At 65.7% G+C, this 25298-nt stretch carries 21 protein-coding genes; 6 read left to right on the top strand and 15 right to left on the bottom strand.

Annotation, left to right across the window (positions count from 1 at the left end; all coding sequences use genetic code 11):
* Window positions 1-372 precede the first annotated feature (372 nt).
* The 5 genes from xdhA (at window position 373) to guaD (ending at window position 7971) form a co-directional block, all read left to right on the top strand.
* A complete protein-coding gene (gene xdhA, locus BPHY_RS03595; protein ID WP_012400122.1) occupies window positions 373-1911 on the top strand; it encodes a xanthine dehydrogenase small subunit in 1539 nt (512 codons plus the stop codon).
* On the top strand, window positions 1911-4367 hold the full coding sequence (xdhB, locus tag BPHY_RS03590) for a xanthine dehydrogenase molybdopterin binding subunit (protein ID WP_012400121.1): 2457 nt from the start codon (window positions 1911-1913) through the stop codon (window positions 4365-4367). Before xdhA ends, xdhB begins: the two co-directional genes overlap by 1 nt.
* A 93-nt stretch (window positions 4368-4460) precedes the next feature.
* On the top strand, window positions 4461-5471 hold the full coding sequence (xdhC, locus tag BPHY_RS03585; RefSeq protein ID WP_012400120.1) for a xanthine dehydrogenase accessory protein XdhC: 1011 nt from the start codon (window positions 4461-4463) through the stop codon (window positions 5469-5471).
* 104 nt (window positions 5472-5575) lie between these two features.
* The gene (locus BPHY_RS03580; RefSeq protein ID WP_012400119.1) at window positions 5576-6616 is read left to right on the top strand and encodes an adenosine deaminase; all 1041 of its coding nucleotides are present in this window, start codon (window positions 5576-5578) and stop codon (window positions 6614-6616) included.
* 29 nt (window positions 6617-6645) lie between these two features.
* Window positions 6646-7971 (top strand): guanine deaminase, encoded by a 1326-nt coding sequence (gene guaD, locus BPHY_RS03575; protein WP_012400118.1) that lies wholly within the window; start codon window positions 6646-6648, stop codon window positions 7969-7971.
* Window positions 7972-8116: 145 nt separating this feature from the next.
* Here guaD and BPHY_RS03570 read toward each other — a convergent pair whose 3' ends face one another.
* Window positions 8117-9367, bottom strand: a complete 1251-nt coding sequence (locus BPHY_RS03570; protein WP_012400117.1) for an NAD(P)/FAD-dependent oxidoreductase — start codon at window positions 9365-9367, stop codon at window positions 8117-8119.
* 120 nt (window positions 9368-9487) lie between these two features.
* Here BPHY_RS03570 and BPHY_RS03565 point away from each other — a divergent pair, with 120 nt between their 5' ends.
* Window positions 9488-10240, top strand: coding sequence for a class I SAM-dependent methyltransferase (locus tag BPHY_RS03565; RefSeq protein ID WP_012400116.1), 753 nt, complete (start codon window positions 9488-9490; stop codon window positions 10238-10240).
* Window positions 10241-10291: 51 nt separating this feature from the next.
* On the opposite strand, the gene BPHY_RS03560 is transcribed toward BPHY_RS03565, so the two are convergent.
* Genes BPHY_RS03560 through BPHY_RS03495 form a run of 14 tightly spaced genes read right to left on the bottom strand, consistent with a single transcriptional unit; the run spans window position 10292 to window position 25293 of the window.
* On the bottom strand, window positions 10292-10723 hold the full coding sequence (locus tag BPHY_RS03560; RefSeq protein ID WP_012400115.1) for an excinuclease ABC subunit A: 432 nt from the start codon (window positions 10721-10723) through the stop codon (window positions 10292-10294).
* A gap of 27 nt (window positions 10724-10750) precedes the next feature.
* Window positions 10751-11179 carry a hypothetical protein gene (locus BPHY_RS03555; RefSeq protein ID WP_012400114.1) on the bottom strand — a complete coding sequence of 143 codons (429 nt, stop codon included), beginning with the start codon at window positions 11177-11179 and terminating at the stop codon, window positions 10751-10753.
* Between the two features lie 43 nt (window positions 11180-11222).
* Complete coding sequence (locus BPHY_RS03550) at window positions 11223-12449, bottom strand: beta-ketoacyl-[acyl-carrier-protein] synthase family protein (RefSeq protein WP_012400113.1); 1227 nt, start codon at window positions 12447-12449, stop codon at window positions 11223-11225.
* The gene (locus tag BPHY_RS03545; protein WP_012400112.1) at window positions 12446-13672 is read right to left on the bottom strand and encodes a beta-ketoacyl-ACP synthase; all 1227 of its coding nucleotides are present in this window, start codon (window positions 13670-13672) and stop codon (window positions 12446-12448) included. Before BPHY_RS03545 ends, BPHY_RS03550 begins: the two co-directional genes overlap by 4 nt.
* Window positions 13672-14397, bottom strand: a complete 726-nt coding sequence (locus tag BPHY_RS03540; RefSeq protein ID WP_012400111.1) for a 3-ketoacyl-ACP reductase FabG2 — start codon at window positions 14395-14397, stop codon at window positions 13672-13674. Before BPHY_RS03540 ends, BPHY_RS03545 begins: the two co-directional genes overlap by 1 nt.
* Window positions 14394-14876, bottom strand: a complete 483-nt coding sequence (locus tag BPHY_RS03535; protein WP_012400110.1) for a hotdog family protein — start codon at window positions 14874-14876, stop codon at window positions 14394-14396. Before BPHY_RS03535 ends, BPHY_RS03540 begins: the two co-directional genes overlap by 4 nt.
* A gap of 34 nt (window positions 14877-14910) precedes the next feature.
* Entirely contained in the window at window positions 14911-16092 is a 1182-nt protein-coding gene (locus BPHY_RS03530) for a beta-ketoacyl-[acyl-carrier-protein] synthase family protein (protein ID WP_012400109.1), read from the bottom strand.
* Window positions 16089-18506 carry an MMPL family transporter gene (locus BPHY_RS03525; protein ID WP_041763698.1) on the bottom strand — a complete coding sequence of 806 codons (2418 nt, stop codon included), beginning with the start codon at window positions 18504-18506 and terminating at the stop codon, window positions 16089-16091. The genes BPHY_RS03530 and BPHY_RS03525 overlap by 4 nt, the downstream gene beginning before the upstream one ends.
* Window positions 18506-19174 (bottom strand): outer membrane lipoprotein carrier protein LolA, encoded by a 669-nt coding sequence (locus BPHY_RS03520; protein ID WP_012400107.1) that lies wholly within the window; start codon window positions 19172-19174, stop codon window positions 18506-18508. Before BPHY_RS03520 ends, BPHY_RS03525 begins: the two co-directional genes overlap by 1 nt.
* A complete protein-coding gene (locus BPHY_RS03515) occupies window positions 19162-19593 on the bottom strand; it encodes an acyl-CoA thioesterase (protein WP_012400106.1) in 432 nt (143 codons plus the stop codon). The genes BPHY_RS03520 and BPHY_RS03515 overlap by 13 nt, the downstream gene beginning before the upstream one ends.
* On the bottom strand, window positions 19586-21181 hold the full coding sequence (locus BPHY_RS03510; protein ID WP_012400105.1) for an HAL/PAL/TAL family ammonia-lyase: 1596 nt from the start codon (window positions 21179-21181) through the stop codon (window positions 19586-19588). Before BPHY_RS03510 ends, BPHY_RS03515 begins: the two co-directional genes overlap by 8 nt.
* Complete coding sequence (locus BPHY_RS03505) at window positions 21168-22949, bottom strand: glycosyltransferase family 2 protein (RefSeq protein WP_012400104.1); 1782 nt, start codon at window positions 22947-22949, stop codon at window positions 21168-21170. Before BPHY_RS03505 ends, BPHY_RS03510 begins: the two co-directional genes overlap by 14 nt.
* The gene (locus BPHY_RS03500) at window positions 22946-24634 is read right to left on the bottom strand and encodes an AMP-binding protein (RefSeq protein ID WP_012400103.1); all 1689 of its coding nucleotides are present in this window, start codon (window positions 24632-24634) and stop codon (window positions 22946-22948) included. The genes BPHY_RS03505 and BPHY_RS03500 overlap by 4 nt, the downstream gene beginning before the upstream one ends.
* Window positions 24631-25293: a COG4648 family protein gene (locus BPHY_RS03495; protein ID WP_407671166.1), complete on the bottom strand. Its 663-nt coding sequence runs from the start codon at window positions 25291-25293 to the stop codon at window positions 24631-24633. Before BPHY_RS03495 ends, BPHY_RS03500 begins: the two co-directional genes overlap by 4 nt.
* Between the last annotated feature and the right edge of the window lie 5 nt (window positions 25294-25298).

Genomic DNA, 25298 nt, shown 5'->3' with positions numbered 1-25298 from the left:
GCCCGCGCGCAACGCAGCCCCCCTCTTCCTCCCGGATGACGCTTTCCCCAGCGTCCTTTCCCCAGCGCCATCACCTGGCCCAGCTGTCAGGCGAGCTTCCCCAACCGCCGCATCCGGCGCCCGGGCCCAGCGACCCAATCCCCGCCCAGCAAGCCGTTTTGCGCGAACGACGCCGTCGTAGCGGCGATTCGCGCGCATCACCGCCCTGCCCTCATGCCGCATCCCGCATAACCCCCATTCGCGCCGTAAAATATTTTTGAGACAAAGTGATGTTATGTTCGGGCATGGATGGCGATCTACGTGCGCGAGGCCGGCTACGGCGCGACCCCAAGCGTAACGCGCGCCTGGTCCGCAATGTCTTCAGGATTCGCCGTGACAACGCAAACCATCCGCTTCTATCACCAGGGGACCGTCCGCGAGGTCGGCGGCGTGCCCGCCTCGCGCACCGTGCTCCAGCACCTGCGCGACGACCTGCACTGCACGGGCACCAAGGAAGGCTGCGCCGAAGGCGATTGCGGCGCGTGCACCGTCGTGGTCGGTGAAGCCACTTCCGGCGGTCAGTTGATGCTCAAGGCCGTCAACGCATGCATCCAGTTGCTGCCGACGCTCGACGGCAAAGCCCTCTTCACTGTCGAAGACCTGCGCTCGGCGGGCGGCAGGCTGCACCCGGTGCAGCAAGCGATGGTCGATTGCCACGGTTCGCAATGCGGCTTCTGCACGCCCGGTTTCGTGATGTCGATGTGGGCGCTCTACGAGAACCAGCCCGAAGGCGCCCGCCTGCCGACGCGCGACGAGATCAACACCGCGCTGTCCGGCAATCTGTGCCGCTGCACCGGCTACCGGCCGATCGTCGAAGCATCGCAGAAGATGTTCGACGAACAGCAGTATCCACGCGTCGCCCTCGACCGCGCCGCCGTCGTCACAGCGCTCCAGTCGATCCAGCGCAGCGGCACCTTCGAATACATCGCGCCCGACGCACGCGGCGCCGCGTTCGGCTCGCCGACGTTCTACGCGCCCGTCACACTCGACGCTTTCGCCAGGCTGCGCGCGCAACATCCGCAAGCCCGGCTGCTCGCGGGCAGCACCGACGTCGGCCTGTGGGTGACGAAGCAGTTTCGCGATCTCGGCGACATTCTGTACATCGGCAATGTCGCCGAGCTGAAGACCATCGAACGCGACGCGCAGACACTGACGATCGGCGCGGCCGCCTCGCTCGAAGACGCGTACGCCGCCCTCGCCGTCGACTATCCCGAACTGGCTGAACTGTGGACGCGTTTCGCGTCGCTGCCGATCCGCAATGCGGGCACGCTCGGCGGCAATGTCGCGAACGGCTCGCCCATCGGCGATTCGATGCCTGCGCTGATCGCGCTCGATGCGCTCGTCGTGCTGCAGCGCGAGCGCAAGACGCGCATGCTGCCGCTCGATGCGCTCTACGTCGGGTACCAGAAGACCGCGCTCGAAGCCGGCGAATTCGTCGCGGCGATCCGCGTGCCGCGTCCAGCGCCCGATTTGCGCTTTCGCACGTACAAGGTCTCGAAGCGCTACGACCAGGACATCTCGGCCGTATGCGGCGCGTTTGCGCTGCGCATCGCAGACGGCATAATCGCGGACGCACGCATCGCGTTCGGCGGCATGGCCGCAACGCCGAAGCGCGCGCAGCAGGCTGAAGCCGCGCTCAAAGGCGCGCCCTGGGACGCCGCCACGGCACAACGCGCAATGACGGCGCTCGCCGCCGATTACCAGCCGCTCACCGACATGCGCGCGTCGAGTGCGTACCGGCTGAAAGTTGCGTGCAATCTGCTGTGGCGCTTCCATCTGGAAACGCGCGACGCCGCTCCGCTCGCGCTGTGCGACGTCAATGCATTCGCCTTTGACGCAGCCACGCTGCAGGCTGCGCAGGAGTCGACGTGATGAACAGGCAAACCGATGCGTTCCTTCATCGCGCAGAGCTGACGCAAGCCGCCGCAGACGAGACGCCGACCGCGATCGGCGTGCCGCTGCCGCACGAGTCGGCGGCGCTGCATGTGAGCGGCGAAGCGACCTACACCGACGACATTCCCGAACTCCAGCAGACGCTGCACGCGGCGCTCGGCCTGTCGCGGCATGCACACGCGCGCATCGTGTCGCTCGATCTCGATGCCGTGCGCGCGATGCCCGGCGTCGTCGCCGTGCTGACAGCCGAGGACATCCCCGGTGAAAACAATTGCGGCCCCGTGCTGCACGACGACCCGATTCTCGCCGACGGCGAAGTGCTGTACCTCGGGCAGCCCGTCTTCATCGTCGTCGCGCACAGCCACGAACTTGCGCGGCGCGCGGCGGCGCTCGCGAAGAGCGACGAGGTCGTGCGCTACGAGCCGCTCGAAGCCGTGCTGACAGCTGCCGAAGCGAAAGCGAAGAAACAGTATGTGCTGCCGCCGCTGCATCTCAAACGCGGTGCGCCCGCCGAGAAAATCGCCCAGGCGCCGCACCGGATCGCGGGCACGTTCGAGGTCGGCGGCCAGGAGCAGTTCTATCTGGAAGGCCAGGTTGCGTACGCCGTGCCGAAGGAAATGGACGGCATGCTCGTCTACAGTTCGACGCAGCATCCGAGCGAAATGCAGCACGTGGTCGCGCATATGTTCGGCTGGCCGACGCACAGCGTGCAGTGCGAATGCCGCCGCATGGGCGGCGGCTTCGGCGGCAAGGAATCGCAGTCGGCGCTCTTTGCCTGCGCGGCGTCGCTGGCCGCGCACACGCTGCGCCGCCCCGTGAAGCTGCGCGCCGATCGCGACGACGACTTCATGATCACGGGCAAACGCCACGACGCGATCTACGAGTACGAAGCCGGCTTCGACGACGCCGGCCGCATTCTCGGCGCGCGTGTCGAGATCGCGCTGCGCGCGGGGTTTTCGGCGGACCTGTCGGGCGCCGTCGCGACGCGCGCCGTGTGCCACTTCGACAATGCGTACTACCTGTCGGACGTCGATATCGTTGCGCTGCCGTGCAAGACCAACACGCAGTCGAACACCGCGTTTCGCGGCTTCGGCGGCCCACAGGGCGCGCTCGTGATGGAAGTGATGATGGACGGCATCGCTCGTGAACTGAAGCGCGATCCCCTCGACGTGCGCCGCGTAAATTTCTACGGCGTCGGCGAGCGCAATGTCACGCCGTACGGCCAAACGGTCACGGACAACGTGATCGCGCCGCTCACTGACGAACTGATCGGATCGAGCGGCTATCGCGCGCGGCGCGAAGCGATTGCAGCGTTCAACGCGACGAGCCCCATACTCAAGCGCGGCATCGCGTATTCGCCCGTCAAGTTCGGCATCTCGTTCAACGTGCCGTTCCTGAACCAGGCGGGAGCGCTCGTGCATGTCTATAAGGACGGCTCGGTGCTCGTGAATCATGGCGGCACCGAAATGGGCCAGGGCCTGAACACGAAGGTCGCGCAAGTCGTCGCGAGCGTGTTCGGCCTGCCGCTTGCTCGCGTGCGCGTGACGGCGACGGATACGTCCAAGGTCGCGAATACGTCGGCGACGGCCGCCTCGACGGGCAGCGACCTGAACGGCAAGGCCGCCGAAGCCGCCGCACACACGATCCGCGCCCGCCTCGCCTCGCTCGCCGCGAAAGAGCTCGGCGGCACGCCCGACGAGGTCAGGTTCGAGCATGGCGAAGCCCAGGCGAACGGCGCGTCGATGCCGTTTGCACAACTCGTCAACGCGGCGTATCTCGCGCGCATCCAGCTGTGGTCCGACGGCTTCTACGCGACGCCGAAAGTGCATTGGGACGCGAAGACGCTGACGGGTCATCCGTTCTACTACTTCGCGTACGGCGCGGCCGTTTCCGAAGTCGTGATCGACACGTTGACGGGCGAATGGAAGCTCGTGCGCGCCGACGTGCTGCACGACGCAGGCCAGTCGATCAATCCCGCCATCGATCTCGGCCAGGTCGAAGGCGCATTCATTCAGGGCATGGGCTGGCTCACGACGGAAGAGCTCTGGTGGAACCGCGACGGGCGCCTGATGACGCATGCGCCGTCGACGTACAAGATTCCCGCCGTCAGCGACACGCCCGCTGCGTTCAACGTGAAGCTGTATCGCAATGAAAACGCCGAGCCGACGGTGTTCCGCTCGAAAGCCGTCGGCGAGCCGCCGTTATTGCTGCCGTTTTCGGTGTTTCTCGCGATTCGCGATGCCGTGGCGGCCACCGCGCCCGACGCCGCGCCTGCACCGCCGTTGCGTGCGCCCGCGACGCCCGAAGCCATTCTCGATGCGATTGAAGCCATCGCCGCGACTGCCGCACTGACGGCTGGCACGCGCGCTGCAACGAGTGGGGGAACGTCCGGTCCGACTTCGCCTGAACCCGCGGGCGCGGGCACGACGGCATAGCACAACCCAGGTGCGGCGCGACACGACCGCGCCGCCCACACGATCAACCGGCTGCGCGGCCAATCCACGCGGCCTTGCACGGAGAACAGCCGGATGCACGCCTGGCTCACCGATCTGCAACAACTGCTCGCTCACGGCGACGCCGTCGTGCTCGTGACGGTTGCCCGCGCCGAAGGTTCGGCGCCGCGCGACGCCGGCACGAAGATGATCGTCACGCGCGATTCTGCGCGCCATACGATCGGCGGCGGGCATCTCGAATGGAAAGCAATCGAAAGTGCGCGCCAGGTGCTGCGCGACGGCATGCGCGCGCCAAACATGCGGCGGCTCGAGCGGTTCGCGCTCGGACCGAGCCTCGGCCAGTGCTGCGGCGGCGCCGTGGTGCTCGCGTTCGAACGGCTCGACATCGCCGATCTGGGCTGGGTCACGTCGCTTGCGAAGCGCATTGCGGCGGGTCAATCGGTGGTGCGTAGCGTATCATTCGGGCCCGCACCCGATGCCGTGATGCTGTCCGATCCTGAGCCGGGCGTCGAAAGCGCCGATTGCCTGCTGTGGGACGGCGCGGGTTTCGACGACAGCAGCGCGCTGCTCACCGAAACCATCGCGCCGCGCGACTTCCCCGTCGTGCTGTTCGGTGCGGGACACGTGGGCGCTGCCCTCGTGCGCGTGCTCGCGACGCTGCCCTGCCATGTGCACTGGGTCGACGAACGCGATGCGCAGTTCCCGGATCCCGGCACGCTGGGCGCCGCGAACGTGACGATCGACGCGAACGACGCGCCCGTCGAAGCCGTCGACAAGGCCGCGCCGCACACGTACTTCATCGTGATGACGCACAACCACGCGCGCGACCTCGATCTCGCCGAACGCATCCTGCGGCGCGGCGACTTCGCGTTCTTCGGCATGATCGGCTCGCACACGAAGCGCAAGCAGTTCGAGCACCGACTCGCCGCGCGCGGCTTCGATCCCGTGGCGATCGCGCGGATGAAGTGCCCGCTCGGCGTGGACGGCATCGTCGACAAGTCGCCGGAGATCATTGCGATTTCCGCAGCGGCGCAACTGCTGCAGGCCGTCGAGGCCAACACGGCGCACGCGGTGCAGACGGCGTGAGCATCAAACCAGTATCGAGCATGTATTGCAATCACATTGGGGACGACCGACCCAGCCATCGGACGTCGAATCAATCCATCGATAACCCGAATCACTGACCGACCATGACGACAACCACACTGTCCCCGCTAGCTCGCAAAACCAGCCTCGCACCGAAGGCCGAGTTGCACATTCATATCGAAGGTTCGCTGGAACCCGAGCTGATCTTCAAGCTTGCCGAACGCAACGGCGTGAAACTCGCGTACGAATCGATCGATGCGCTGCGTGCCGCGTATGCGTTCACCGATCTGCAGTCGTTCCTCGACATCTACTACGCGGGCGCCAGCGTGCTGCTGAAGGAAGAGGACTTCTACGACATGACGATGGCTTACGTCGAGCGCGCGCTCGCGGACAACGTCGTGCATACGGAAATCTTCTTCGATCCGCAGACGCATACGGAGCGCGGCGTGCCGATTGCGACCGTGGTCGCGGGCATCGAGCGCGCACTTGCCGAAGCGCAAACGCGCGGTCTCACGAGCAAACTGATCTTGTGTTTCCTGCGGCATCTGTCCGAAGACGATGCACTCGCGACGTTCGACGCGGCGCTGCCGCTGTTCGATCAGTACAGGCACCGGCTGATCGGTGTCGGGCTCGATTCGTCGGAGCACGGCCATCCGCCGTCCAAGTTCGAGCGCGTGTTCGCGAAGGCACGCGCCAAAGGTCTGAAGCTCGTCGCACATGCCGGCGAAGAAGGCCCGCCGTCGTACATCTACGAAGCGCTCGATCTGCTGAAGGTCGACCGCGTCGACCACGGCGTGCGCAGCATCGAAGACCCGGCGCTCGTCACGCGCCTTGCCGATTCGCGTGTCGCTCTGACGGTCTGCCCGCTGTCGAACCTGAAGCTGTGCGTGTTCGACGATCTGACGAGGCATACGCTGAAGGCGCTGCTCGACGCGGGCGTCGCCGTCACCGTGAACTCCGACGACCCCGCGTACTTCGGCGGCTACGTCAACGAAAACTACCTCGCGACGATCGACGCCCTCAAGCTCGACGACGCCGAGGTGTACACGATCATCCGCAACGGCTTCGAGGCGTCGTTCGTCACGCCCGCGCAGCGCGATGCGATGATCGCGAAACTCGATGCGCACTGGCGCGCATCTGCCTGATTCTTACCCGTTCGGAGACGGTTTCACTCATGACTCAAACAGCTTTTCGCGCGCACCTGCTGACGTTCAACGGCGATCCTGCGCAATCGTCCAACGCTGCAGTGTTCAACGAAGACGGCCTTTTGATCGTCGAAGACGGACATGTCGTCGCGGCGGGTGCGCATGCATCCGTCGCTGCACAGCTCGCACCTGGGACGCAGGTGATCGAGATGCGCGACAAGCTGATCGTCCCCGGTTTCATCGACACGCATATCCATTTCCCGCAGACGGACATGATTGCGTCGCCCGCGCCGGGTCTGCTGCCGTGGCTCGACACGTACACGTTCCCAACCGAGCGCGGTTTCAGCGAAGCCGCCGTCGCAGAGGACACGGCGCGCTTTTTCATCGACGAGCTGCTCGCGAACGGTACGACGACGGCGCTCGTCTACTGCACAGTGCACAAGCAATCGGCCGATGCGCTGTTCACGCAAGCGCAGCGCCGCAATGTGCGGATGATCGGCGGCAAGGTGCTGATGGATCGCAACTGCCCCGAGTTTCTGCGCGACACCGCGCAATCGGGCTACGACGATAGCGCCGAGCTGATCGCGCGCTGGCACGACAACGGGCGGCAGATGTACGCGCTAACGCCGCGCTTCGCGCCGACCTCGACGCAAGCGCAGCTCGAAGCGACGGGTGCGCTCGCGAAGCTGCATCCCGACGTGTTCATCCAGACCCACGTCGCGGAGAATCATGACGAAGTGAAGTGGGTGGCGAGCCTGTTCCCCGGCCATCGCAGCTATCTCGACATCTACGATCACTATGGTCTGTTGCGGCCGCGCGCCGTGTACGGGCACTGCATTCACCTCGACACCGAGGACCGGCGACGGATGGCGCAAACGAGCGCCGTCGCGGCACACTGCCCGACGTCGAACCTGTTTCTCGGCAGCGGACTGTTCGATTTCGACAAGGCGATCGAGTCGGGCATGCCTGTCGCGCTCGCCACCGACGTCGGCGGCGGCACGTCGTTCTCGATGCTGCAAACGATGAATGAAGCGCACAAGGTCGCGCGTCTTGGCGGGCATCATCTGACGGCGACGCGCATGTTCTGGCTGGCGACGGCGGGCGCTGCCGAAGCGCTCGATCTCGGCGACAAGATCGGCACGCTCAAGCCGAAAGCGGAGGCAGACTTCGTGGTGCTCGATCCACGCGCGACGCCGCTGCTCGCGCGGCGCACTGCGCGCACCGAGACGCTGGAGGAACTGCTGTTCGCGTTCGCGCTACTGGGCGACGATCGCGCCGTGTATGAGACGTATGCAGCGGGGCAGCGTGTGCATCGACGTGACGATACGGTGGGGAAGGCGCGGATCGCGGCCTGATTTTTTAGCGTGCGGCGGGTGGTTTTTTTGCTGGCGTTATGTTCGGTCGCTGCGCGTTGTTTTTTTTCTGGCAGCGAAACGCAACCCGGATGCCGGCGAAAAGACAAAAACGGCGATTGCGTCGCAGACAAAAACACCCCCACCCCTACCCCTTACACACCTCGCTCAGCGAATTCAACCGCCGCTCAGGATCGGCGACATAAGGATTCGTCTCATCCCACGCATACCCCGCGAGCACGGCGCTGATCATGCGCCGGATCATCGGCGTCTGCTGCGGATAGAAAATGATGTCCTGCAACTCACCCGTGTACCACCGCTCGACGAACGCGCGGAACGTGTCGATCCCCTTGCGCAGCGGAATGTCATACGCCGACTGCCAGTCGACGGCTTCACCGTTCAACTGACGCTCCAGCGTCTGCACAGCCAGATGCGCGGACCGCAGCGCAATCGTCACACCCGACGAAAACACGGGATCCAGAAACTCGCCCGCGTTGCCGAGCAATGCATATCCCGGCCCATGCAGCCGCTCGACATTCGCCGAATAGCCGCCGATATGCCGCACGGGCATCAGGAACGGCGCATTGCCGATCAGGCGATTCAGCGTCGGCTCGCTCCGGAGCAGCGCACGCAGCTTCGCTTCCCGCTGCGCCTCCGGTACATCGAGAAACGCAGCTTCCGCCACGCAACCCACCGACGAGCGCCCGTTCGCGAGCGGAATCATCCAGTACCACACGTCGCGACGCTCGGGATGCACGGCCACCGTGATCTTGTTGCGATCGTGTGCTTCGACAGGAATGCCGTCGCGCACGTGCGTGAAGATCGCGGCGCGGGTCGGCATGCGCGTCGGCGCTTCGAGACTCAGCAGACGCGGCAGCACGCGCCCAAAGCCGCTTGCGTCAAGCACGAAACGCGCATGCACCCGGTAAGGGTTGCCCGCTTCGCCGGCGACCTCGAGCGCGGGCGCATCACCCGCCTCTCCCGTCTTCATCGCGAGCACCGTGTGGCCGAAGCGCACGTCGGCGCCCTGCTCCGCCGCGCAGCGAATCAGCAGATCGTCGAAGACGGCACGCTCAACCTGATACGTCGTGCCCCAACCCGTCGAATGCTTGTCGCGGAAGTCGTAGGCGGATGTCTGGTCGCGATACACGAAATACGCGCCATTCTTGTACTGAAAGCCCGCTTCGACGACGGCCTGCAGCATGCCCGCCTCTTCGAGGTACGCCATGCTCTGCGGCAACAGGCTCTCACCGATCGAAAAGCGCGGAAAGTGCTGGCGCTCGAGCACCAGCACCGACCGTCCCGCCTTGCGCAGCAGCGCCGCAGCGACAGCGCCCGACGGCCCAGCTCCGATGATGGCCACATCCACCGCAGTGTTCATCGACGAATCCATATTCATTAATTTTCCTTCAAATAGCGTATTGCACGCGCAACGCTTTGCGTCCTTACCAGCGATTACAATGTCGCACAATCATTCCAATCAAAGACCAGCCAACACCATCACCGCCCGGGGAATAACGTGCAGTCCACCGAAACAGCCAGCGTATCGAACGGCGTGCCCTTTGTGCCCGAGACGTCGTTCGGCGTCTGGTTCCTCCGTACTCACACGTGGGAACACCACGTGCTGCGCGTCGCGATCCACGACCTCAAACGCCTGATCGACACACCGCTTCCCGCGTCGCCTGTCATCGTCGACGTCGGTTGCGGCCAGGGCATTTCATTCCGGCTGCTCGCGCAAACGTTCAAACCAGAACGCATTATCGGCGTCGACTTTCACGAGCCTTCACTCGACCTCGCGATGAACGCCGCACGCGCCTGCCGCGATCATGCCGACACGCGCTCGACCTGCGTTGACGTGCTACACGGCGATTGCGCCAATCTGCCGCTGGCCGACGCCAGCGCCGACATCGTGTTCTGTCATCAAACGTTCCACCATCTCGTCGAGCAGGAACGCGCGCTCGCGGAATTCCGTCGCGTGTTGAAGCCGGGCGGTGTCCTGCTGTTCGCCGAATCGACGGATGCGTATATCAAGTCGTGGGTGATCCGCCTGCTGTTCCGTCATCCGATGCAGGTGCAAAAGAGCGCGGACGGCTATCTCGACATGATCCGGCACGGCGGCTTTACCTTCGGTGCCCACAACGTGTCGTTGCCTTACCTGTGGTGGAGCCGCGCGAAAGACTTCGGACTGCTCGAGCGCCTCGGCATCTATACGCCGAAGCCCGGCAAGCGGCGCGAAACCCTCGTCAACGTCGCGGCCGTCAAGACAGACTGACACGACGGGCGGCATGCGCGCATACGCGCCGCCGCCTTTGGGCTTTCCGCGTTACTTCTTCAGCGTCACCACTTCCCCTTTCAACGCGACGCCGGCAATCACCGCGCCCGCTCCACAGGTGAACTCCGTCGCGCTCTCGCGCACTTCATTCTTGTAGTTGCTCTTGATGTTGATGACCGCGTTGCCGCCTTCCTTGCGCGCACGGTCCTGAAGCTCGATCACGGCCGACAGGAACACGTGCTGGCACGCCGTCTCGTCGCTCTTGCCGAATGCGTTGGTCTTCTTGTTCGTCGCGAATTCGCCGAAGTTTTTCACGACGCCGGGGTGCTTCTGGCCCGCGAAATACAGCGCAATATCGTCGCCGACCTTGCCCGGCTCACTCGTCAGCGCCTCGGCGACGGGATAGTTGGCGACCGTGTCGCGCGCGAATGCGTGCGAGGCGAGACATGCGACGACAGCCGCACAGATCAGGTGACGCTTCATGGTGATGACCCTCGTGGATGAATGTTCTTATTGCGTTTCCAGCTTGACGACGTCGCCGCGCACGGCGAGTGTCGATCCGTTCAGGCTTGCACCGCACGTGAACTCGGTCGATGAAGCCGACTCGTTGTGCTGGAAGCGCGTCTTGATACCGACGACGGCATTCGCGTGCTGCGCGCGTGCGTAGTCGCGCAGGTCTTGCAACGCCTTGGCGAGCGCGTTGTTGCAGTTGGTCTCGGGGCTGACATCCGGCTTGCGCGGCACGCGCGCCGCGAATTCCTTGCTGCCGAACGACTGCTGCACGGGCGCATGTGCCTGTTCGCCGAAGTAAAGCGCTACATCCTGGCCGTTCTGCGTCTGGACCGAGGCCGGCATCGGCAGCGATTTGATCCTGGTCGTACAGCCCGCCTGCGTCAGCACGACGGCCGCCACCAACCCCATTGCGATTCTGGTCTTCATTCTTCGTATTCCCTTTCTCGTTGTTGATTGTGCGTACTACGTTTCAAATCCTGGCAAACATCAGGCTCGCGCAACTCCCCCCGAAACCGAACGACACCGACAACGCGCGATCGATCCTCGCTTCGCGCGTGGCCTGCACCAGCGGCAGTTGTTGTGCGAGCGGCTCGATCTGTTCGATGCCCACCGTCCCTGCGATAAAACCGTCGCGCATCATGAGCAGCGTGTAGATCGCCTCATGCGCCCCGCATGCGCCGAGGGGATGCCCCGTCAGCCCCTTCGTCGACGAAAACGGCGGCACGTCCAAACCGAACACCGTTTGCAGCGCGCGCAGTTCCTCGATGTCGCCGAGCGGCGTCGACGGCGCGTGCGCATTCACGTAATCGGGACGCGCGCCCGCTTCGTCGAGCGCAACCTGCATTGCGCGCGCGATGCCCGGCGCGTGCGGCGACACCATGCCCGCGCCGTCCGTGCAGTGGCCGAACCCCGTCAGCTCCGCATAGATGCGCGCGCCGCGTGCGAGCGCATGATCGAGCGCTTCGAGCACGAGCACGCCGCCGCCCGCTGCGATCACGAAGCCGTCGCGCGCCGTATCGTAAGGTCGCGAGGCGCTGGCGGGCGTGTCGTTGAAGCGGCGCGACAGCGCATGCATCGCGTCGAACATCAGCGTCATGTTGTCGTGCAGGCATTCGCTGCCACCTGCGAGAACGATCCGTTGACGTCCCGTTTGAATCAGCTGCATGGCCTGGCCGATCGCGAGCGCCGACGTCGTGCACGCCGACGACGGCGAATACGTGACGCCCTCGATGCCGAACACCTGCGCGACGTTCGCGGAGGCGGTGCTGCTCATCGCCTGCGGCACCGTGTACGGCGGCGTTTTCTCGACACCGCGCGTGTTCGCGACGGCCATCGCCGCGTCATACGCCGACATCGTGCCGACACCCGAGCCGAGCACGGCACCGACGTGATGCGAACGCAGCGCGGCGATATCGAGACCTGCGTCGTCGATGGCCTTGCGCGCCGCGTGGCACGCGAAGCGCGCGGTATCGCCCATGAATCGTTCAAGCTTGCGATCGAATGGCGGCTCGCCGTCCACCGACGCGACACCCGCGACCTGGGTGCCGAAGCCGCGCTCGCGCCACGCATCGACATGCGTGATGCCGCTGCGTCCTTCACGCAGCGCAGCGCTGACGTCGTCGAGCGTATTGCCGATGCACGACACGATGCCCATGCCCGTGACGACGACGCGCTGCATGCCTTGCACACGCGTCATCGAACGCGCCTGAAAATCAGCGACGTGTTGATGCCCCCAAACGCGAAGTTATTGCTCATCACGTATTCGGCATCGATCGCGCGTGCCTCGCCTCGAATGTAATCGAGCGGCGCGCAAGCGGGATCGACTTCAGTCAAATTGAGCGTCGGCGCGTACCAGTTGCGCTTCATCATTTCGATCGTCCACCACGCTTCGAGCGCGCCGCATGCACCAAGCGTATGGCCGACGTAGCTCTTCAGCGACGAGATCGGCATGCGCTCGCCGAAAGTCCGTGCCGTGGCCTGGCTCTCCGCCACGTCGCCGCGATCCGTCGACGTGCCGTGCGCGTTCACATAGGCAATCGCATTCGCGTCGAGCTTTGCGTCTTCGAGCGCGAGCTGCATCGCGCGCGCCATCGTGCTCGCCGTCGGCTGCGTCATGTGCGCGCCGTCCGAATTGCAGCCGAAGCCGACGATCTCCGCATGGATCGTCGCGCCGCGCGCCTTCGCGTGCTCGTATTCTTCGAGCACGAGCGTCGCCGCGCCCTCGCCGACCACGAGACCGTCGCGCTTCGCGTCGAACGGACGCGGCGTCAGGTGCGGCTCGTCATTGCGCGTGCTGGTCGCATACAGCGTGTCGAACACGGCGACGGCCGGCCCCGACAGTTCTTCCGCGCCGCCCGCGAGCATGAGCGTCTGCTTGCCCATGGCGATATTTTCGTAGGCATAGCCGATTGCCTGGCTGCCCGACGCACATGCCGACGAGGTCGGCACGATACGCCCCTTCAGATCCCAGAAGAGGCTCACGTTGACGGCCGTCGTGTGCGGCATCATCTGCACGTAGCTGTTCGACGTGACGTCGGTCATCGAACCCGATTCGAGCATCGTGCCGAATGCGCGGATCGGTTCGACGGAACCCGACGACGAGCCGTATGCGACGCCCATGCGGCCGTCGCTGATCGACTCGTCCCCCGCGAAACCCGCATCGGCGAGCGCGAGTTCGCTCGCGCGCACCGCGTACATCGATACCCTGCCCATCGAGCGCGTCTTCTTGCGCGGCCAGTCGGCGGGTTGAGCGAACCCAGGCAGCGGCGCCGCGAGACGCGTATGCAGCGACTCGAAGTAATCCCAGTCCGGCATGCGCCGCACCGCGTTGCGGCCTGCCTTCAGTGCCGCTTCGATCTCGTCCCAGCGGCTGCCGAGCGCCGTGACGCCGCCCATGCCCGTAATGACGACACGCTTCATCAGATCATCCCGCCATTGACGCCGATTACCTGGCGCGTCACGTAAGAGGCTGCGTCCGACATCAGGAAGCTCACCACCGACGCGACTTCGGCCGGTTGACCCACACGGTTCATCGGCACGGTTTTCAGCGCGTGTTCGAGCGGCATGTCCTGGAGCATGCCCGTTTCGATCAGCCCCGGCGCCACGCAGTTGACCGTGATGCTGCGCGATGCGAGTTCGACGGCCAGCGCCTTCGTCGCGCCGATCAGCCCCGCTTTCGCCGCGCTGTAGTTGACCTGGCCGCGATTGCCGATCACACCCGACACCGATGCGATCGTCACAATGCGGCCGCCTTTTTTGGCACGGACCATCGGCATCGTCAGCGGATGGATTACGTTATAGAACGCGTCGAGGCCGGTTTCGATCACCACGTCCCAGTCTTCGTCGGTGAGCGCGGGAAAGGCCGCGTCGCGCGTCACACCCGCGCTGCACACGATGCCGTAGTACGGGCCGTGCGCGGCGACATCCGCTTCAAGCGCGTCGCGGCACGCGGCGCGCTCGCGCACGTCGAACTGCAGCACGCGCGCCGAGCCGCCCTGCGCCGCAATGCCCGCCGTGACGGCTTCGGCTTCCGTGCGGCCCGTGCGGCAATGCACGGACACGGCGAAGCCGTCGGCAGCCAGCTGATAGGCAATCGCGCGGCCAATGCCGCGGCTCGCGCCCGTTACGAGAACTCGGCGGCTCATGAACTGATACTCCCTTCGATGAACGTGTGAAAGTCGCCCGGTTGAAACACCTTGATCACGGCGTCCGCGTAACGCGCACCGAGGTGATCGATCGCGCATTCGTAGGCGCTGTGGCCTTCGTCGCCACGCAGCACTTCCTGAACGTTGACGGTCAGATGCGCGCCGCGCGCGAATGCGCTCGCGTGCGCCTTGTAGCTGCGCGTGCCGAGCAGCACGCCGGGACGCGCGCGGCCACCCGCCCGCATCGCCAGCAACGCGATATGCGCGGCAACGCCCTGCGCCATCAGCTCGATGCCGATCCACGCGGGCATCGCGCCGCTTTCGTCCGCGTACCACGCATCGCCGCGCACGGCCGTGTAGGCTGTCAGCGTCTCGTCGCCGCATGCGCTCACGCCGTCGAGCAACAGCATCGTGCCGCGATGCGGCAGGATCGTCTCGATGGGCGGAAAACCTTCGCTGGTCTCAGGTGTGGCCTTCATGTCGTTATGTTTGTTGCGTCGTCGTTCGAGCGCGTCAACGCGCCAGTATCAGGCTGACGTTGCTGCCGCCGAACGCGAACGAATTGCTCATTACGTATTGCGTGCCGCCGCGTGGAATACGCCGCTCGTCCTGCACGAGATCGAGCACGGGCAACGCCGGGTCCGCCTCGCCATCCCACTGATGACGCGGTATCGCCATGTCGTCGCGTGCGAGCGTGAGCCACGCGAAGCCCAATTCCGTCGCGCCCGCCGCACCGAGCTGATGCCCCGTGAGCGGTTTGGTGCCGCTGACGGGCACGCCGTCCGCGAACACGCGCGACATCAGATGCGCTTCCATGTGGTCGTTCTTGCGCGTGGCCGTTGCATGCAGATTCACATACGCCATCGCCGACGGTTCGACGCCCGCATCCTTGAGCGCCTCGCGCAACGCCAGCTCCCCGCCGACGCCTTGCGGGTCCGGCGCCGACACATGATGCGCGTCGCTCGATTCGCCCGCGCCCGCCAGCCGCACCACGCCTTCTTCGCGGGTCATCAGGAACACGGCGGCGCCTTCGCCGACATTGATGCCGTTGCGATTGCGGCTCATCGGATTGGTGCGCGTGACGCTCGTCGATTCGAGCGACGCGAAGCCCTGCACCGTCAGCTCGCACAACGTATCCACACCGCCGACGATCATCGCGTCGCACAGTCCAAGCTGCAGTAAACGGCGCGCCGACACGAAGGCTTTAGCGCTCGACGTGCAGGCCGTCGACACTGTGAACGCCGGCCCCTGCACATTCAGCGCGGCGGCCGCGAACGGCGCGGCCGTGCCGATTTCCATCTGCCGGTAGTTGAAGTTCTCCGGCAGCTGGCCTGCCTGCGCCTGATGCACGAACGCGACTTCCGCCGCATCGATGCCCGAGGTGCTGGTACCGAGCACGATGCCGATGCGGTGCGAACCATAACGCTCGCGCGCGGCCTCGAGTTCCGGGCGAATCTGTTCGAGCGCAGCGAGCAGCATGCGGTTGTTGCGGCAATCGAAGCGCTTGAGCGCAGCGGGCGGCGCAATGTCGAGCGGCGTCGCCACGCGGCCCACGTAAGCATCGCCGATGCCCGTATGTATCAGTCCCATGCCGGGCGATTGCGCGGCGCCGAGCGCGGCCACGATCGAAGCGACGTCGCCGCCGAGCGCGTTGACCATGCCGAGCGCATGCAGATAAACGGGTGGCAAGGTCATGCAACTCTCCTTCTTCCAGGCGGCATGCCGATCGGTGCAAGCAACACCGACACGAGAATGCCGAGCGCCAGTGTGGCGCCGAAACTCTTCAAGGCGGGCATCGCGCTGAAGGCCAGCATGCCGAACGACAGCAACGTCGTCGCCGCCGACAGCAGCACGCCCGTCCAGACGGCGCCGAGATCGGCGTGATCGCGCAGGCAGCCTTCGCGTAGAAACACCGCGTAGTTCGCGCCGACGCCGAGCACGAGCATCAGCGCGAGGCAGTTGAACAGATTGAGCGGCACGCCTGCATAGCCGAATGCCGCTAGCGTCACGCCGATCGCGAGCAGTACGGGCAGCGTCGTCGCGATGCCGCCGCTCGCGGTGTAGCGCGCCATCAGCAGAATCAGCACGAGCAGCAGCGCGCCCGCGAGCCAGATGCCGCTGTCCACGCGATACGCGCCGAACAGCTTCGAGACGCTCGCCGCCTTGTCGACGAACGCGACGCCTTCGAGCGAACGTGCGGTATCGATCAGTGCCGTCACGTTTTGCGACGTCACGCGCTGCGGCATCACGATGGCCGCGTAGCCGTGCCCGCCGCGTGCATCGACGCGGCCGAGCCACAAGTGCCGATAAGGCTGCGACCACGGTGCGGCGAGCCAGCGTTCGACTGTCAATGGCGCGCCGTTCGATTTCGCGTATGAAGCGAGCCACGCGTCGGCGACTTCATCGCGAAAGCCCGCTTGCAGCAGCATCGAGCGAAGCGCGGCGGGATCATTGAAGACGTGCTGCGCGAGCGTCGCGCGAGCGTCGGCCTGACGTTGCGCCGACGGCACGAACTGCGTCACCGATTGCCAGCCGTTCACCGAACGCGCGCCGCTCAACGCATCGAGCTTGACGCCGAGCGCTTCCGCGCGTTGCAGCACTAGTTCCTGCGACGCACCGCGTACGACGAAGAACTGCGCGGTGTTGTCGACACCGATTGCATTACGCACCTGATCTTCCTGCGCGACGAGATCAGGATCGCGCTGAATCAGCAGGTGGATGTCGTCGTCGCTCGCGAGACGCAGCCAGCCCGGAATCGCGATCAGCACGAGCACGCCCGCGACGATCCATGCGCGCCTCCCGCCAATCGTCCCGTGCCAGCGCGCGAGCAGCGTCGCGGCGCGCAGGAAGAGACGCCGTTGCGCACGCTTCGGGCCCTTCACGAGCAGCACGGGCAGCAGCCACAGCACAGACGCGAACGCGGTGCTAATGCCCACGATCGCGAAGCAGGCGATCTGTTTGAGCGCGGGGAACGGCACCCACGCGAGAATCGCATAGCCGAGCAGGCTGGTCGCCAGTGCGACGCTCAGCGCGGCACGCACCGAGCGCGCGCCCTGCCGCGCATTCCAGCCGCCGCGTTGACCGGGCCCCGCGCCGAGATAGACGACGAAGTATTGAATCGAGTAATCGACGGCCTCGCCGATCAGACTCGCGCCGAACACGAGCGTGAGCAGATGCAGCTTGCCGAACACCAGCAGCGTCGCCGCCAGCGCGCACACAATGCCGAGCGCCGTCGATACGAAACCCAACAGCAGCAGGCGCGGCGAGCGGAACACCCACAACATCAGCAGCGCGATGCCGCACGCGGACGCGACGCCGATCAGATGCACTTCGCGCTCCGATGCGCTACGCGCCGATTCCGCATAGAAGACGGCACCCGTGCGCGCGACGCTTGCATCGGGGTGCCCCGTCTTCAGCGAAGACTGCGCCTGCGCCACGGCCGACAGCACCGCGCGCTGCGTCTGCGTTTCGTACGCGGAGCCCGGCAGTGTCGTGACGACGAGCACACTTGTCGTGTCGCCGCGATGCGCGACCAGCATGTTGTCTTCCAGGTCGAGATTCGACGTGGCGAGCGGCAGCGCCGACAGCCAATGCTCGAGCCAGCCGGACGGATCGTCGGCAAGCTGCGTCGCGAGCGGGCCGCGCACCGGATTGTAGATGCGCTGCATCAGCGCGTCGTGCAGCGAAGCGGTGTGGTTTGCGAGCGCGTCGCGGTCCTCGCGTGTCAGCAGATTGAAGCGGTACGGCATGTACAGTGCGCCGATCTGCGACATGTCGAACGGCGGCAACTCCGCCGTCACCGCCGCGAACGCACCGCTCTTCTGCAACGCAGCGCCGAACTGCCTCGCCGCCGCCTTCGCATGATCGGCGTCCTTGCTCGTCACCAGAAACACCGTGCGGTCGCCGAGCGCGTCGGCAAGCGTATCAACGGCTTTCTCCGCAACGGGATCGGCTTCCGTCGCGGGCAGCAGCGCGAGCAGGTTCGTCTCCAGCGGGGACGGCCCCATGAAGCGCCAGGCGCAATACAGCGACGCGACAAGCGCGAGCACGAGCCATGTGGCCCGAATGCTCCACAACTGCGTCTTCGTCCACTGTCGCGCCATCAGCATCATTGTGCTCCTAGCAGCGTGCGCTCGCCGGGCGCCAGATCGGTGATCGCCTCGCTGTTCGCGAAGTCGATCTGCGTGACGTCGCCGTTCGCGAGCGCAATGCGCAGCGTCTGCAGGAATTCGCCGCCCGTCATCTGCAGGCCTTTGATCGACTGCGCGATCTGCGGCTGGTTCGGCTTCAGTTCGAGCTTCCATTGCGACGGCGTGCCCTGCGCATCGACGTCGAATTGCGAGAACAGCGCGGACAGATCGCCGCCGAGCATCGCACGCATCATCTTCGAAACCTGCGCGACGCCGCGCACGCCCTGCGTACGCTTCGCATTGATGCGCTTGCCGTCCGCGTCGACTTCGCTCACGGCGGCATCGCCGATCACGTAGGTGGCTTTGTATGGCGTATCCACGCGCCAGATCACGCCGCGCTCACGGAAGAACACCAGCGTGCCCGTGCTGACGAGCGGCTGCTTCATTGCCGAAAGCGTCTGCGTCTGCGTGAACTGTGCGCGCACGCCTCGGGTTTGCGCGAGCCGCGCGGCAACTTGCGACACGAGCGCCGCATTGCCGTTTTGCGGCTGCGCGGGCGCGGCTGCTTGCGCCAGGCCGAACGGTCTCATGCTTGAGGCAACGAGCAACGCTACAGTCAGCGCCGCGCGAAGAGTCAACGTACCCATGCGCGCTCCAGCTTGTCAAACACGACGGGCGGCGACACGAACTGCGTTTCCTGCGTGGCGGCCTCGATCGCGACCTGGATCGTATAGCCCTTTGTCAGCCGCTTGCCCGTCGCGCAATCGACGATTTCATAGCCTATTTTCAGGCGGTTTTCGAATTCGAGCAGTTCCGTGCGCACGTCGATCCGCTGGCCATACGCCGCGGGCCGCACGTACTTCAGATGCGCCTCGACGATCGGCCATAGATAGCCCGACGCCTGCATCTCGCGGTAGTCGTAATCGAAGGCACGCAACAGCGCCGCGCGGCCGATCTCGAAGTACTTCAGATAATGGCCGTGCCAGCAGACGTTCATCGCATCGACGTCGTGAAACGGGACTTCGACGATCGCGCTCGCTTTCAGTGTGGAGTGGCGTTCATGCACGATGCGCGCCTCCTTCCATCAACGCGCAATCGGCGATGCGCGCGGTCAACGCGCGCAGATCGCTTTCGAGCGCGCGGTCTTCGTCGACGAACGGCGACAGCGCCGCGACGCCGTCCGCGAATGCGCGCAACGGCGCGGGCACGGGCGTCGCTTCGTTGAGGCGCACGCGCAACGTCAGCGCCTGCACGGCGGCGAGCGTATGCGCGGCTGCCACCTGCTCCGTCAGGTCCAGCACGCGCAGGCAGTCGCGTGCGGCGATCGTGCCCATGCTGACCTTGTCCTGATTGTGCGCTTCCGTCGAGCGCGAGAACACGCTCGCGGGCATCGTGTGCTTCAGCGCCTCCGCCGTCCATGCCGACGACGAGATCTGCACCGCCTTGAAGCCGTGATTGATCGGCGCACGCGCCGACGTCGCGCCCGTCAGGTTGCGCGGCAAGCCGTTGCTGAACTTGTCGTCGACGATCAGCGCGAGTTGCCGGTCCATCAAATCGGCGAGATTGGCAACGGCCGTCTTCAACGCGTCCATTGCAAACGCAATATGGCCGCCGTAGAAGTTGCCGCCGTGCAGCACGCGCTCGCCGTCGGGGTCGATCAGCGGATTGTCGTTCGCGCTATTGAGCTCGTTCTCGACGTCGCGGCGCACCCACGACAGCGCATCGACGGCGACGCCGATCACATGCGGCGCGCAGCGGATCGAATAGCGATCCTGCAGACGATGGCCCGGCGTATCGTCGCGGCCGGCGAGATCCGCGCGGATCCATGCGGCGGCATCGGCCTGACCCGCGTGCGGCTTCGCTTCGAAGATCATCGCGTCGAAGTGCGCGGCGCGGCCGTCGAGCGCGACCGTCGACAGCGCCGTCAAACGCGCGGCAAGACGCGCGAGGTGTTCGGCGCGCGCAAACGCGAGACAGGCGAGACCCGTCATCACGGCTGTGCCGTTCATCAGCGCGAGGCCTTCCTTCGGCGCGAGCGTCAACGGTGCGTGCCCGAGTTGCGTCCACACGCCGGCGGCGTCGCGCAGCGTGCCGTCGAACATCACGTCGCGTTCGCCGACGAGCGCTGCCGCCACATACGACAGCGGCGTCAGGTCGCCGCTTGCGCCCACCGACCCTTCCGATGGAATGCGCGGCAGCACACGATGGTTGACGAGATCGGCGAGCCGTTCGAGCAGCACCGGGCGCACGCCTGAAAATCCATGCGCCAGCGAGTTCAGACGTGCGGCGATTACGGCGAGCGTTTGTGCGTCGTCGAGATACGCGCCCATTCCACAGCCGTGATAGCGCGTGAGCTGCAGCGGCAATGCCTCGACGAGGTCCATCGGCACATCGACCACACACGCGTCGCCATAACCCGTGTTCACGCCGTACACCGTTTCGCCCGCAGCAAGATGACGACGCAGAAAATCTGCGCCGCGCTGGATACGGGAACGCCATGCGGGATCGCCGCTCAGTGCGACCTGTGCGCGCCCTGTCGCAATCGCGACGACCTCTTCGATCGACAGCTTGCGTCCGCCGACCACCACCGTGCGCGGCGCGGCGGCGCGTGCAGCATGCGCGTGTGCATCGTCGATCAGATCATGTTCCGACATTCGCGTCTCCGTTCGGGATTGCACCCGTTATCGCTTTTCGGGGACGCGCCCAGAAATCGAAGAAATTGAACCATTGATACGGCGCCTTGCGGCAATAGTGCTCGAGACGCGACGCATAGCGCTGCGCCCATGCCGCAATATGCTGCGCGCGTTCGCGGCGCGGAAGGTCGATGCGTTCCGCAAACGGCTCGAAGTACAAGTGGTAGCGCTCGCGCTTGCCATCCGCGTCGTCGCGCTCTTTGAGACAGAAAAACAGATACACGGGGCAGCCGAGCGCATGCGCGAGCACATAGGGCCCCTGCGCAAACGGTGCCGTCGCGCCGAGGAATCGGGCTTCCGTCGTGCGGCCCGATTCTCGCGCGGGCACACGGTCGCCGACGATCACCAGCAGTTCGCCCGCATCGATGCGCTCCTGCATCATCATCGACGTCTCGGGTCCGAAGTCGCTCACCTGCACGAGCCGCTTCGCGAAGTCGCTGCTCGCCGTCGACAGCACGCTGTTGAAGCGCTTCGCGTGCTCGGTGTAGACAATGGCCGTGACCTTTGCGTGGCCGCCGTGCGCAGCGAGCGCGCGCGTCATTTCTAGGTTGCCCAGGTGCGCGCCGATTACGAGCGCGCCACGGCCGCTGCCGACGAGCGCTTCGAAGGCGGCGGGATCGTCGAAGACCACATCGTCCGAATCGATGCGGCCCGACCACGCGGCAAGCTTGTCGAGACCTGATTGCGCGAACGCGAGCATCTGCCCGTAAGCGGAGCGCCAGCCGGGCCGCGGCGTGCGCTCGCCCGCCGCGGCCTGTTCGAGATGCGCGAAGTAGGTGCGCGACGCAGCGCGCGCAGCGCGCCCAGTCAACAGAAAATACGCAACCACGGGGTGCAGCCACAGCGCGGTGAAGCGCATGCCGAACAGCTTGCAGCTGAGCGCCAGCAGCGTCATGCCGAGCCGGCTGCCGCGTTCGGCCACACGCCACCAGTTCGCGCGATCGGCGTTCGAACGCGCCGCCGCGGATCGACGCGGCATGACCTTGTGCGCGAGCAGCATCGGCAGACGCAGCAGCATTCCGCAGACGAGCCGCGTATGGCTCGCGCTGATGCGCACGTTGTCCCACAGCACGTCGAAGTGCGACACGCCATCCGTCGCATAGACGACGCGCGTCGGAATCGCGCGGAACGCGAGACGCCGCCAGTAAAGGCGCACCAGAATTTCGATGTCGAAGTCCATACGCATCGGCAAGTCGACGCTGTCGATCAGCGCGCATGCGGCATCGAGCGGATAGAGGCGGAAGCCGCACATCGAATCGCGGATGGTGAACGACAGCGTTTCGATCCAGACCCACACGTGCGTCAGATAGCGGCCGTAGAGGCGCGACTTCGGCACGCTCTCGTCATAGACAGGGCGGCCGAGAATCACGGCGCCCGGCTCGGCGCGCGCAGCAGCGAGGAAGAGCGGCACGTCGCTCGCCTCGTGCTGGCCATCGGCATCGATCTGCAACGCATGCGTGTAGCCCGCGCGTTTCGCCGCGCGCAGCCCTGCCATCACGGCCGCGCCCTTGCCGCCGTTGACGGGCAGACGCAACAGCATCATCTGATCGCGGTGTTGGCAGGCGAGCTTCGCCAGCACGGCTTGCGTCGCTTCATCGCTACCGTCGTCGATCACGAAGATGGGCAACGCGTGCACGAGAAGACGCTCGACCGTGCCGCCGATCGCATCCTTATGGTTGTAGATCGGAATGACGACGCACGGCGCGAAAATCGCCTTGGCTTCGCTCATGTGTGCTCCCGATACACGATCACGCCCGACGAACTGTCGCGTGCATCGACGCGATACGCGAATTGCACGCGCCTGCGCGCGGCATCGTGCGAGAGCTTGAGATCGAGCACGGCGCCCGGCATCACAGGCGCGGTGAATTTCAGGCGATCGACGGATTCGATTTCACGCACACCCGTCACATGCTCGGCGGCGAGGCGGATCGCCCAGTCGAGTTGCACGACGCCGGGCAGGATCGGCAAACCGGGGAAGTGGCCTTCGAAATGCACGAGCGCGGGGGGCACGCGCAGTTCGTAATGCAGGTGCTCGCCATGGCGTGCTTCGGACAGCACTTCGAAGCCTTCGCTGCGCGGCTCGAATGCGGCCGCCACGGCCGCGACGGGCAGCTTGCCGCGCGCATCGAACGGCAACGCGACGCGAAAGCGCCAATGACGCGGCAGCACGACCACATCGAAATATGCGGCGAGGTGGCGGCGCAGCGTCTTCGCCAGTGCGACGCGCCCTTCGCTGCGCAGCGCGTCGCCGCCCGCGTCGCTGAGCGCGACCACGGCGCCCACGCGTTCGCGCGATGCGCCCGCGAGCTTCACGACGGCCGCTTGCGCGACATACGGATGCAGCGCGAGACGCGCTTCGACCTCGGGCAGCGACACACGCTTGCCGTCGAGCTTGATCACGCGATCCAGACGTCCCAACAGACGGAAGCGGCCTTCGTCGTCGAACGCAATGGCGTCGTCGGTGCGATGCCAGTCGTCGTGACCGAGATGCGCCGAGCGCACGTTCAACGCGCCATCCTCGCCGCGCCGCACGTCGACGCCGCTGACGGGACGCCACGCCGGCGTCTCGTTCTGACGTCGCCACGCGATGCCGCCCGTTTCGGTGCTGCCGTAAATCTCGATCGGCGCGGCGCCGAAGGCGGCGGCGTATTCCGCGGCGGCTTCCGCCGAAAGCGGACCACCCGACGAAAAGAAAGCGCGCGGCACGGGCGCGAGCGCCGCGAAGCCGGGCAACGCTGGCCAGCGCGACAGCTGCGCGGGCGACGACACAACCACCGTCGCGCCGCATTGGCCGATGCGCGCCTGCACATGCTGTGGCTCGATGCAGACAGCCCGGTCGAACGCGCGCCCGGCCGCGAGCGGCCACATCACGCGAAACAGCAGGCCGTAGATGTGATGATGCGGCACGCTCGCGAGCATCGTCGCGTCGCCGACGAGTTGGCCCCACTCGCGTTCGAGTGTACGCACTTCGGCGTCGAACTGCGCGAGCGTCTTGTGGATCGGCTTGGGCGTGCCGCTGCTGCCCGACGTGTAGAGCGTGAGCGGCGCGTTCGGATCGATGTGCAGCGACGTTGCGGGCGGTGCTTGCACGGCGGCATGCGCGCGAATGTCGGCATCCGTGAGCACGGCGTCATACGCATCGGCGAGATCGGCCAGATAGCCGGGCGTCGCGTTCGCCGGAATCACGGGCGTCTTGCCGCACGCGAAGAGCGCGAATAATGCGCACGCGAAGTCGAACGGATCGTCGATGCGCAACGCGTAGCGATGCGCGCCCGTTTCGCGCAACTGGCGTGCGATTGCGAAGACGCGCGCACGGAAGACGGCGAAATCGATCGTGCGATCGGAGTCGTCGTCGCGACAGACGGGCACATCTGCGGCGCGCGTGCACGACAGCAGTTCATGCAGCGCGATCATGCCGCCTCCGAGCGCCGGGCACGTGGCAGGATCACGAGATAGCGCCATGCGATTTCGCCCGCCAGCAGCACGCCGATAAGCCCATATGCAATCGCGCCGTTATACAGCGACCACGCTGCGCGCGGCCAATACAGCGCGGTGTAGAGAGAAAACACGCCATTCGCGAGAAAGAACACGCACCAGATCTGCGTCACGCGGCGCGTGTGGCGGATCGCGGGCTCGCTCAGATTGGGCGTGCCGATGCGGGCGAATTTTTCGATCATCGTCGGGCCGCGCACAAGCGTGGCACCGAAAGCGATCAGCAAACCAAGATTCACCAGCGACGGATAGATGCGCAGCAACAGTTCGCTATTGGTCCACACGATAGCGGCCGACGCGGCGCTCAGCATGAACGCGACGCCCCAGTCGATGCGCGTGAGCCTGCGCAGCGATGCGCCGAATGCGCCCGTGCCCGCGCAGCGCTGCAACCACAACAGCGCGAACAGCAGGCAGCCGACGAAGCGCGGCTCGTCCCAGAACCACGCGCATAGAATGACGGCGGGATACGCCAGCTTCGCGAGCACGCCGAACGCGAAGCCCGCCCAGCCGCGCGGGCGCTCGACGCCGCTCGCAGACTGCGTTGCGGCGGGCGGCGCTTCTGCTGCGGGAGCCGTCCGCATGTCGC

The sequence above is a fragment of the Paraburkholderia phymatum STM815 genome (genome assembly GCF_000020045.1).
GTDB classification, from domain to species: domain Bacteria; phylum Pseudomonadota; class Gammaproteobacteria; order Burkholderiales; family Burkholderiaceae; genus Paraburkholderia; species Paraburkholderia phymatum.
This window is presented reverse-complemented; position numbering and strand designations above follow the sequence as displayed.

What these genes read in the sequence shown, in the direction of transcription:
- BPHY_RS03545 (WP_012400112.1), bottom strand. Translation starts at nt 13,672, where the DNA reads ATGAAGCGTGTCGTCATTACGGGCATGGGCGGCGTCACGGCGCTCGGC.
- BPHY_RS03505 (WP_012400104.1), bottom strand. Translation starts at nt 22,949, where the DNA reads ATGAGCGAAGCCAAGGCGATTTTCGCGCCGTGCGTCGTCATTCCGATC.
- BPHY_RS03495 (WP_407671166.1), bottom strand. Translation starts at nt 25,293, where the DNA reads ATGCGGACGGCTCCCGCAGCAGAAGCGCCGCCCGCCGCAACGCAGTCT.
- BPHY_RS03500 (WP_012400103.1), bottom strand. Translation starts at nt 24,634, where the DNA reads ATGATCGCGCTGCATGAACTGCTGTCGTGCACGCGCGCCGCAGATGTG.
- BPHY_RS03540 (WP_012400111.1), bottom strand. Translation starts at nt 14,397, where the DNA reads ATGAGCCGCCGAGTTCTCGTAACGGGCGCGAGCCGCGGCATTGGCCGC.
- xdhB (WP_012400121.1), top strand. Translation starts at nt 1,911, where the DNA reads ATGAACAGGCAAACCGATGCGTTCCTTCATCGCGCAGAGCTGACGCAA.
- BPHY_RS03535 (WP_012400110.1), bottom strand. Translation starts at nt 14,876, where the DNA reads ATGAAGGCCACACCTGAGACCAGCGAAGGTTTTCCGCCCATCGAGACG.
- xdhC (WP_012400120.1), top strand. Translation starts at nt 4,461, where the DNA reads ATGCACGCCTGGCTCACCGATCTGCAACAACTGCTCGCTCACGGCGAC.
- BPHY_RS03580 (WP_012400119.1), top strand. Translation starts at nt 5,576, where the DNA reads ATGACGACAACCACACTGTCCCCGCTAGCTCGCAAAACCAGCCTCGCA.
- BPHY_RS03550 (WP_012400113.1), bottom strand. Translation starts at nt 12,449, where the DNA reads ATGACGCGTGTGCAAGGCATGCAGCGCGTCGTCGTCACGGGCATGGGC.
- BPHY_RS03555 (WP_012400114.1), bottom strand. Translation starts at nt 11,179, where the DNA reads ATGAAGACCAGAATCGCAATGGGGTTGGTGGCGGCCGTCGTGCTGACG.
- BPHY_RS03520 (WP_012400107.1), bottom strand. Translation starts at nt 19,174, where the DNA reads ATGGGTACGTTGACTCTTCGCGCGGCGCTGACTGTAGCGTTGCTCGTT.
- BPHY_RS03560 (WP_012400115.1), bottom strand. Translation starts at nt 10,723, where the DNA reads ATGAAGCGTCACCTGATCTGTGCGGCTGTCGTCGCATGTCTCGCCTCG.
- BPHY_RS03510 (WP_012400105.1), bottom strand. Translation starts at nt 21,181, where the DNA reads ATGTCGGAACATGATCTGATCGACGATGCACACGCGCATGCTGCACGC.
- BPHY_RS03530 (WP_012400109.1), bottom strand. Translation starts at nt 16,092, where the DNA reads ATGACCTTGCCACCCGTTTATCTGCATGCGCTCGGCATGGTCAACGCG.
- BPHY_RS03525 (WP_041763698.1), bottom strand. Translation starts at nt 18,506, where the DNA reads ATGCTGATGGCGCGACAGTGGACGAAGACGCAGTTGTGGAGCATTCGG.
- guaD (WP_012400118.1), top strand. Translation starts at nt 6,646, where the DNA reads ATGACTCAAACAGCTTTTCGCGCGCACCTGCTGACGTTCAACGGCGAT.
- BPHY_RS03570 (WP_012400117.1), bottom strand. Translation starts at nt 9,367, where the DNA reads ATGAATATGGATTCGTCGATGAACACTGCGGTGGATGTGGCCATCATC.